Raw genomic sequence first — 9,268 nt, 5'->3', positions numbered from 1 at the left:
TTGATAGCCTAAGTTATTCAATTGGCCTTCGGAAAAACTGTAATCGTTCGGATGGTGTCTTTTAACTCCCGGTATTGTTTAAGGGCGGCTTCAACCCCATGCGGTTAAGATCGTAGAAATCAAAACAATGCGGACAGGTTTCCGACAGCCTCTTTCCGGTCTGTCGCCGCTAACGAATTCGCTCCATTCACAGAAAATATGTCTGTATACACTCCAGCCATTCCAACTGTTTGCAGCATTATCTCGAGCAAAATCCTGCACGGGTGATTGAGTCCAGCGACCAGTACGACAGTAAGCTAAGATATTTTTTGACATTCAAGTACACCTTTACCGGTGCACTTTCACTATGCCAATAACCATGAGCTAATAAAATTAAATTAGTCAGTTAAAATGGTTATTGTAAATCACCTCGCAGGTGATTTGATAGCAGGTCGTAAGGTCTTGAAAAATTAAGAGCCAAAGGCCAAGAGCTAATTGCCAAAAGCGTATTTTAGGTGGGATCACCGATCGCCGCAGCTATTTTAGCTGCATTCCTCAAGCCGAATGGGGGGACCGTTAATGAACTCTGTGCTGAAAAAATCTCACGCAATGCAAAAAAAACTTGACATTTTTTTGAGTTTTATGTACCCTTATGGGCACCTTAAGAACGACCTATCCGATTGCATCTATAATCTCTATTGAGGCTTTTCATGAAGATTGAAGGCAGTCTCACTGTTGCCGGCACACCTGAAAAATTATGGGATTTGCTGCAGGATCCCGAATTTTTGAAGGAAATCATGCCCGGCTGCAAAGAGCTCAAACAAACAGAAGAAGATCATTTCACCGGAATCATCGAAGCAAAAGTCGGTGCTATTTCCAGCCGCTATACCACGAAGTTTTCTATCTATGACAAAAACCGACCTAATAGCTATCGGCTTAAAGTTGAAGGAAACGGCAAAGGTGGATTCGTTAACGCCGACACCCAGGTCGTCTTAGAGGCCAATCAAGATGGAACGGTGATCAAGTATGATGGTGAGGTCAACATTGGCGGCACCATCGCGCGGATTGGGCAACGTCTCATCGATGCTGCTTCGAAGATGCTGATCAGCAAAGGGGTCAATAACCTTAAGGAAAAAATAGAAGAGAGACTACAGTTGAAAAATCATTTCGAACCTTCGGCAACTTCGAATAAGCTCGGAGAGAAATTTGAATGAGCATGACCGCTATCTAGTCCCAACTATGTTTTTAACAATCAAATCTCTGGAAGGAAGTCCATGAAATTAGAAGGGAATTATGCTTTTAAAGCTCCCCGACAGGTGATCTGGGAGCTGCTTTTGGATCCCCAGGTATGAAATTGCACTGAGTATTTTAGCAGAGATTGTCGAATTCAGGCGACGAAAATCCGCAGAGGAAACTAAAGAACCCGAAAAGGAGGTTACGCAATCTGCGGATGAAGCCATCGATCCCATCTGTGGCATGACCGTAAATATAAAATCAGCCAAATTCAAAACGGAATATCAGAGTAACTACTTTTACTTTTGTTGTACCGGGTGTCTGCAGAAGTTCGCATCGGAGCCGGAAAGATATAGCCAATAAGATGGCCATGGTGAATTGATAGTGACCATTCATACCTGACTAATCCCTAACGCGGCGAAGCTGCAACCAAAGGGTTCACCACAAAGGTCACGAAGAAGACACAAAGTTCACAAAGATTACTTTTAACCTAACCTGAATAATTTAAATAGCTTTTAAAGTGGATTAAAAAAGAAGAAAATCAGGAGGGAAGCATGACCCATACCATCAACGTAAACGTCAACGGTGTTGCCCACGAAGCCCAGGTGGAGCCGCGTGTACTCCTCGTTCATTTTCTCAGAGATGACCTGCGGTTGACCGGAACACATATAGGCTGCGATACCAGCCAGTGCGGCGCCTGTACCGTGCTGGTGGACGGCATTTCCAGCAAGTCGTGCACCATGTTTGCCGTGCAGGCCGACGGCCGGGAAGTCACCACAATTGAAGGACTTGCTAAAAATGGGGAGCTACATCCGCTGCAGGAAGCTTTCCGCGAAGAACACGGACTGCAGTGCGGTTTCTGCACGCCCGGCGTCATTCTGTCGGTTTATGATTTCTTGCAGCACAATTCGAAGCCAAACGAAGAAGAGATTCGGCATGCCCTCGAGGGCAATTACTGCCGCTGCACCGGTTATCACAATATCGTAAAAGCGGTTCAAAAAGCAGCCGAGTAAAGTTTTGAAATTCTTTTAAGGAGATAAAAAATGTCAAAATATATTGGGGCTTCCGTTAAACGAAAGGAAGACGGGCGATTTATTACCGGCAGGGGGCGATATACCGACGATATTGTTTTACCAAACATGACCCATGCTTACATTGTCCGGAGTCCGCATGCCCATGCCAAAATCAAATCTATTAATGTTGATCAAGCAAAAGCCCAGCCCGGGGTAGTCGCCATTTTTACCGGCAAAGACATGGAAGCCGATGGCGTAGGTTCGGTGCCAAACGGCTGGCAAATCGGCGAAGACATGAAAGAGCCGCCGCATCCGCCGTTGGCAGTGGGCAAAGTTAGACACGTCGGCGATGGCGTTGCGGTCGTCATTGCGGAAGACCGCTACGCTGCAAAAGATGCCGCAGAATTAGTTGAGGTCGATTATGAAATACTGCCGGCTGTGACTGATGGAGCAAAGGCAATGGAAAAAGGCGCGCCGGCCCTCCACGACGAAGCGCCCGATAACGTTTCCTTTGTTTGGGAACTTGGGGATAAGGATGCAGCGGATAATGCACTCAAAAATTCACACCGCACCACAAAGCTGGAAATCGTAAACCAAAGGTTGATTGCCAACGCCATTGAGCCGCGTTCGGCAATCGGTGATTATGATGCTGGCAGAGACGAGCTTACTTTGTATACCAGCTCACAGAATCCGCACCTCATTCGGTTGTTGATGTGTGCTTTTGTTTTGGGAATTCCGGAACACAAGGTCCGGATTATCTCACCGGATGTGGGCGGCGGTTTTGGCAGTAAAATTTGCCATTACCCGGAAGAAATTATTATGTCATGGGCGACGCGCAAAATTGAACGGCCCATAAAATGGACGGCGGAAAGGAGTGAAAGTTACCTGACCGATGCCCACGGCAGAGATCACCATACCACCGCTGAAATGGGGTTTGATAAAGACGGAAATATTTTAGGACTTCGGGTGAATACAGTGGCCAATTTGGGCGCGTACCTTTCCACATTGGCCGGCGGCATTCCAACCTGGCTTTACGGCACTCTCCTGGCCGGTCAATACAAAACCAAGAGCATTTATGTTCAGGTCACGGGTGTTTTTACCAATACGACGCCTGTAGATGCGTATCGCGGCGCCGGACGTCCCGAAGCAACCTATGTTATCGAAAGATTAATGGATACGGCTGCCCGTGAGATGAATATGGATCCGGCAGAGTTGCGGCGCAAAAATTTCATCGCGCCTGATGCTTTTCCTTATCAAACGCCGGTTGTGATGCAGTACGACAGCGGAAATTACGAGCCGGCTTTGGATAAAGCTTTGCAAATGATCAATTATAAGAAGCTGCGCGAAGAACAGAAACAAGCCAGAGATCAAGGCCGTTTGCTGGGGATTGGGTTTTCCGCTTACATTGAAGCTTGTGGCATTGCCCCATCCAAAGTAGCGGGGGCGATTGGCCTCCGTGCCGGTCTTTATGAAGGCGCGAGCGTTCGGGTACACCCCACCGGTAAAGTGATGGTCTATACCGGCTCGCATTCGCATGGGCAGGGTCATGAAACCACTTTTGCGCAAGTCGCCGCTGATGGGTTCGGCATTTCCATAGATGATGTTGAAGTCGTGCATGGTGATACGGCCCAGATTCCATTTGGAATGGGAACCTACGGTTCACGCAGCATCGCCGTGGGTGGCAACGCTATTTATAAAGCGATAGAAAAAATCAAAGAGAAAGCCAAGAAAATCGCTGCGCACAAACTCGAGGCTTCAGCAGACGACCTCGAATTTGCAGACGGCAGCTGGACGGTCAAAGGCACAGACAAATCGGTCACCTTTGCGGAAGTTGCCCTGATCGCTTACGTTCCGCACGACTATCCCGAAGATCTCGAGCCCGGTCTTGAGGACAATGCCTTTTGGGATCCGAAGAATTTCACCTTTCCGTTTGGCACTCACATTTGCTCTGTTGAAATCGATCCTGACACCGGCAAAGTTAAAATCTTAAAATATGTTGCAGTTGATGATGTTGGCAATGTCATCAATCCCATGATCGTAGATGGGCAGCTACATGGCGGCATTGCCCAGGGCGCAGGACAGGTGCTCTGGGAAGAGGCCGTTTACGATGACAGCGGTCAACTCTTGACCGGCACCATGATGGATTATGCTATTCCAAAAGCGGATGACCTGCCTTCATTTGAAATCGATCGCACAACGACGCCCTGTCCGGATAATCCTCTGGGAGTAAAAGGTGCCGGCGAAGCGGGCACCATTGCTTCAACGGCGTGTATTGCAAACGCGGTAATCGATGCTGTGGCTCACCTCGGCGTGAAGGATCTTCAAATGCCGTTTACACCACAACGGGTATGGAATGCCATTCACGGAAACGGCAATCGATGAAAAATGCCATTGCGACCAAAGGGAGGAATCTGACAACAAATGAGTCGTAAAAATTACAAAATTATATTGTTAATGCACAAATTTTGGGCTTTCAGATTTCTCGCATTCGCCCGAAATGACAACACTCTTTTGGCTTTTAGAGCAGCCCAAGTTATTTTTTCAATAAGGAGCTTAAAAAATGATTCCAAGTAATTTTGAATACGTTCGCGCCAATTCCGTAAAAGATGCGATCTCGCTGCTCTCCCAGCATGGTGATGGCGCAAAGTTGCTGGCAGGCGGGCACAGCTTAATTCCGGCCATGAAATTCAGGCTAAGCACGCCTTCGACTCTAATTGATGTTTCGGGAATCGGTGAACTGAGTGAAATAAAAATGAGTGGAGATAAAATAGAGATTGGAGCGTTCGCAACCCACCGTGCCGTTGAACACTCCGATGTCATCAAGAAGGAGTGTGGCGTCTTGGCTGAAGCCGCCGGTAAAATTGGCGACCCGCAAGTCCGCAATCGCGGCACGATTGGCGGCAGTTTGGCCCATGCCGATCCGGCCGCTGATTATCCGGCGCTGGTTTTGGCATTAAACGCGGACATTCATGTCGAAGGTAAATCCGGCAGCAGAACGATTGTCGCAGACGACTTTTTCACGGAGTTGTTCGAAACAGCGCTTAAAGATGATGAAATGATTACAAAAGTCAGCTTCCCCCTTGTGGGGAAAGGTACGGGTGCGGCTTACGAAAAATTCCCGCATCCTGCATCCCGCTTTGCAGTTGTTGGCGTCGCGGTTGTGGTCACTGTGGATGGTGGAAAATGCACTGCCGCAAGAGTTGGCGTGACAGGTGCCGCAGCATCGCCCTTTCGTGCCACAGATGTTGAGAATGCACTGACCGGCAAAGCGTTGGATGAACAAACCATTTCCGACGCAACTGCCAAAGTCGCTGATCCGGCTGACTTGCTGAGTGATTTGTTTGCGTCGGCGGAGTATCGGGCACATTTCTGTTCGGTAATGGCAAAGCGAGCATTGATGACTGCGGCGGCACGAGCGAAGTAATTGTTGGGATTTTTGCGACTTTACAAGCCCGTTCTTTTTATTTGAGAAGCGGGCTTTATTTTTTAGTTTGAAAAGATATTGCAAAAATACCTTAAAATTTATATGTTATAATAGTTATGAATAAATTTGAACGCAAGAATGCCCAATTGGTCACTGAATTCGACCGGTTCATTTTTGAAAATCCCGAATTTGCTGATTCAATTCCTGATCGCGCTTTAGTAGCCATGCAACTTGAGGATGATGAATTCAATCGTTGGAGTAGAAATTTAGCCCAGAAACAAGCTGAAAAGGGACAGAAGATTGTTTTCATTAATATAAAAAAAATGCGGCCAATTCAGACAATAATCGAAAAACTTGAACTTGTATTGAGTTAATTTTTAAATAAATAACATAATTGAGGTATTACGATGCAAGTATTACTAAATGCCACTTATAAGAATGGTACTCTTATTTTAGATAAAAGGTTGGGAATCGAAAAAGAAGGGAGAAAATTTAAAGTTATTCTATTTGAACAGGAATCGAGCGAAGTCAAAAAGGAAAGGTTTTTTGAATTTATAGATAAGCACGCTTTCAAATTACCTAAAGACTATAAATTTGATAGAGAAAATTTACATGAGCGATAAAATCTTAATCGACACGAATCTTTGGGTTTACTTATATTCTAAAGATCCTAAAGAAAAATACCAAAAAGTTATCAAACTGATTGGTGAAAATTTTGATACGATTATCGTGAGTACACAAGTATTGGGTGAACTTTATAACGTGCTGACAAAAAAGAGTTACCGAACAAAAGACGAGGCAGAAGCAATAATTGTCGAGATGGTAGCTACCTTTTCGGTTATTGAAATTGAGGCGGTAAATGTTTTAAAAGCAATCGAGATAAACAAACAGCATCAATATTCCTATTGGGATAGCTCGATGATTGCGGCGGCTTTACTGAATAATTGTCATGCTTTATATTCGGAAGATTTGCAACACGAGCAATTGATCGAAAAGAGCCTTCATATTATAAGCCCTTTTCAATAAGCAAGAGAACATGACGCATGCCTTCCTATCCTTCCATTAAAGCCGTCGAAAAAGCCCTCCAAAAGCAAAACTACATCACCGATCGCAGTTTAGCTACCACCATTTTTCTCGCCCTCAAAATGGGCCGCCCGGTTTTCCTCGAAGGGGAAGCCGGTGTGGGCAAAACCGAAGTGGCGAAAGTTCTTGCGGCCATGCTCGATACCGAGCTGATCAGACTGCAGTGCTATGAAGGGCTGGATGTGCACAACGCAGTCTATGAGTGGAACTACGCGCGTCAAATGCTGCACATCCGGTTGCTTGAAGCAGCCGGTGGCAAAGATGAGAAGAAAATTCAGCACGAAATATTCGGGCCGGAATTTCTGATTCAGCGGCCGCTGTTGCAGGCCATTAGCGGCGAAACCAAAGCCCCGGTCCTGCTCATCGACGAACTCGATCGCGCCGACGAAGAGTTCGAAGCCTTCTTGTTAGAGTTGCTTTCCGATTTTCAGATCACCATTCCGGAAATCGGCACCATCACTGCCAAAAAACCTCCGGTGGTCATCATCACCTCCAATCGTACCCGCGAAATTCACGACGCGCTCAAACGCCGCTGCCTCTATTTCTGGATCGATTATCCATCCGCCGAAAAAGAATATGAGATTGTCATGGCCAAAGCGCCCGACATTGCTAAAAAATTAGCCCACGAAATCGTGACTTTTGTGCAGGAGCTGCGCACCATGGACTTATACAAACTACCGGGCGTGGCTGAAACGCTGGATTGGTCAGCCGCCCTCTTAACCCTTTCGGAAACGGAGTTAAAGCCGGAATTGATTGATGATACCTTGGGCACATTGCTAAAATATCAGGATGATATCGCCAAAGTCAAAGGTCATGAAGCTGCAAAAATAGTTGAAAAGATCAGAGCTGAAGCCGCATAGCTCCCCCATTTCCCAATCCAATCATTATGTCCCCAAAGCCAAATCGAATCACTCAACACATCATTGCCTTTGGACGCGTGCTGCGCCGCGCCGGACTGGAAGTGGCAACCGGACAAATCATGGATGCCATGCGTGCCATGCAGCTTATCGGACTGCGGAGCCGCGCGGATGTTTACCAGGCTCTGTTCAGCGTCTTCGTGACCCGTAAAGAACAGGTCGAGCTTTTCAACCAGGCGTTTCACCTGTTTTGGCGTGCGCCTTCGAAGTTGCCGCAAGTGATGAGTCTCATCCTGCCACAACTTAAAATGCCCGAGACAGCGCAATCCAAACAATCTCTCCGGGTTAAACAGGCCCTCGCGGAAAATGAAGCTCAAATCAAACCGCCCCAATCCCGGCCGAAAAATGAACAAAAAGAAGCCGTCGATCTGGTCTTAACTTATAGCCCGTTGGAGGTTTTGCGCAAAAAGGATTTTGCTGCATTTACAAATGAAGAAGTTGTGATGGCCAGGCAGGTGTTGAGTGAAATGAACTGGAACATTCCAAGCAAACGCACACGCCGATTTAATCCCAACGCAAAAGGGCGAATGCTTGACTTGCGCAAAACCGTGCGTCAAAGTATGCGCAACGAAGGAGAATTGATTCAATTGAGTTGGCGCGGCAATCAAACCAGGATGCGCGATATTGTAGTTCTGTGTGATATCAGCGGCTCTATGGAACGCTACTCGCGCATGCTGCTGCATTTTATACACACTATTACCGCAGGTATGCGGCGCGTCGAAACTTTCGTCTTCGGAACCCGGCTCACCCGCATCACGCGTTATTTGAAGCAACGTGACATAGATGATGCTGTTAGCTCAGTTTCGCAGAAAGTGAACGATTGGGCGGGAGGAACTCGCATTGGTGACGCACTCAAAGATTTCAACTATCTCTGGGCGAGACGGGTGCTCCGCAGTGGGGCCGTTGTAATGGTCATCAGTGACGGCTGGGACCGGGGAGATATTCCTCTTTTTGAACGGGAAGTAGCCCGGCTATCGCGAAACTGCTATCGTTTGATATGGCTCAATCCTCTTTTAGGATATGAAAACTATGAGCCTTTGACCCGTGGCATTAAAGCTGCTATGCCATACATCGATGACTTTTTGCCGGTGCATAATTTGGAATCATTAGAACAGATTGGCGAAGTTTTATCCTCAGTTTGATATTTCGATCTTTTTTCAAATCCTAATTCTCTCATAAATTGCCAGTCCAGCAAACCTTTCAGATATAGATACCGGCCACCGAGGCCAAAGGTTTGAATGACGCCGTCCGGGAAGACATGGATTCCAAATCGTAAAGGTTAAGTCTGTTTTAAGTGCGGGTTGAATTATTGAGAGTGGAAATCCTGCCACTTTTTTGTACGATCTCTTCCCAGGATCGCCTGATACTATTTCAGCAAAAGCATCTTTTTTGTCAGGAACAGCGCGCAGAGAACCCCCCCTGCCAAATCCCTTGCGACTCTGAAAAATCATTATATCTCCCATCTCCTTGTAATCGATGTCTCTCGCACGGTCAACTTTTTTAGATCAAAAGATTCACTGATTTCTGTTGCGGCGACAGACATTTTCATGCCCATATCTTTGTCTGTTTACAATGTGACTCTGGTTCCTTGCCAAATCCAGATTTTCGTCCCCATGCTT

Annotated in this window: 10 protein-coding genes; all 10 read left to right on the top strand. The window is 46.6% G+C overall.

From position 1 onward, the window contains the following. Nucleotides 1–689 precede the first annotated feature (689 nt). The 10 genes from IH879_13880 to IH879_13835 all read left to right on the top strand — a co-directional run bounded on the left by IH879_13880 (nucleotide 690) and on the right by IH879_13835 (nucleotide 8,791). The gene (locus IH879_13880) at nucleotides 690–1,193 is read left to right on the top strand and encodes a carbon monoxide dehydrogenase subunit G (GenBank protein ID MCH7676025.1); all 504 of its coding nucleotides are present in this window, start codon (nucleotides 690–692) and stop codon (nucleotides 1,191–1,193) included. 262 nt (nucleotides 1,194–1,455) lie between these two features. After that, complete coding sequence (locus IH879_13875; protein MCH7676024.1) at nucleotides 1,456–1,575, top strand: YHS domain-containing protein; 120 nt, start codon at nucleotides 1,456–1,458, stop codon at nucleotides 1,573–1,575. A 191-nt stretch (nucleotides 1,576–1,766) separates the two neighbouring features. Beyond that, on the top strand, nucleotides 1,767–2,225 hold the full coding sequence (locus IH879_13870) for a (2Fe-2S)-binding protein (GenBank protein MCH7676023.1): 459 nt from the start codon (nucleotides 1,767–1,769) through the stop codon (nucleotides 2,223–2,225). Nucleotides 2,226–2,255: 30 nt separating this feature from the next. Beyond that, nucleotides 2,256–4,607, top strand: coding sequence for a xanthine dehydrogenase family protein molybdopterin-binding subunit (locus IH879_13865; protein MCH7676022.1), 2,352 nt, complete (start codon nucleotides 2,256–2,258; stop codon nucleotides 4,605–4,607). A 178-nt stretch (nucleotides 4,608–4,785) separates the two neighbouring features. Then, the gene (locus IH879_13860) at nucleotides 4,786–5,649 is read left to right on the top strand and encodes a xanthine dehydrogenase family protein subunit M (protein ID MCH7676021.1); all 864 of its coding nucleotides are present in this window, start codon (nucleotides 4,786–4,788) and stop codon (nucleotides 5,647–5,649) included. 116 nt (nucleotides 5,650–5,765) lie between these two features. After that, a complete protein-coding gene (locus IH879_13855; GenBank protein MCH7676020.1) occupies nucleotides 5,766–6,023 on the top strand; it encodes a hypothetical protein in 258 nt (85 codons plus the stop codon). 33 nt (nucleotides 6,024–6,056) lie between these two features. Further along, on the top strand, nucleotides 6,057–6,272 hold the full coding sequence (locus IH879_13850; GenBank protein ID MCH7676019.1) for a hypothetical protein: 216 nt from the start codon (nucleotides 6,057–6,059) through the stop codon (nucleotides 6,270–6,272). Further along, nucleotides 6,262–6,675, top strand: a complete 414-nt coding sequence (locus tag IH879_13845) for a PIN domain-containing protein (GenBank protein MCH7676018.1) — start codon at nucleotides 6,262–6,264, stop codon at nucleotides 6,673–6,675. The genes IH879_13850 and IH879_13845 overlap by 11 nt, the downstream gene beginning before the upstream one ends. A gap of 17 nt (nucleotides 6,676–6,692) precedes the next feature. Further along, nucleotides 6,693–7,592 carry a MoxR family ATPase gene (locus IH879_13840; GenBank protein MCH7676017.1) on the top strand — a complete coding sequence of 300 codons (900 nt, stop codon included), beginning with the start codon at nucleotides 6,693–6,695 and terminating at the stop codon, nucleotides 7,590–7,592. A 26-nt stretch (nucleotides 7,593–7,618) separates the two neighbouring features. Continuing rightward, the gene (locus tag IH879_13835) at nucleotides 7,619–8,791 is read left to right on the top strand and encodes a VWA domain-containing protein (GenBank protein MCH7676016.1); all 1,173 of its coding nucleotides are present in this window, start codon (nucleotides 7,619–7,621) and stop codon (nucleotides 8,789–8,791) included. The last annotated feature ends 477 nt before the right edge of the window (nucleotides 8,792–9,268 follow it).

Source organism: candidate division KSB1 bacterium, from assembly GCA_022562085.1.
GTDB lineage: Bacteria > Zhuqueibacterota > Zhuqueibacteria > Oceanimicrobiales > Oceanimicrobiaceae > Oceanimicrobium.
Note: the sequence above shows the minus strand (reverse complement) of the source record. Positions and strands in the feature narration are given on the sequence as shown.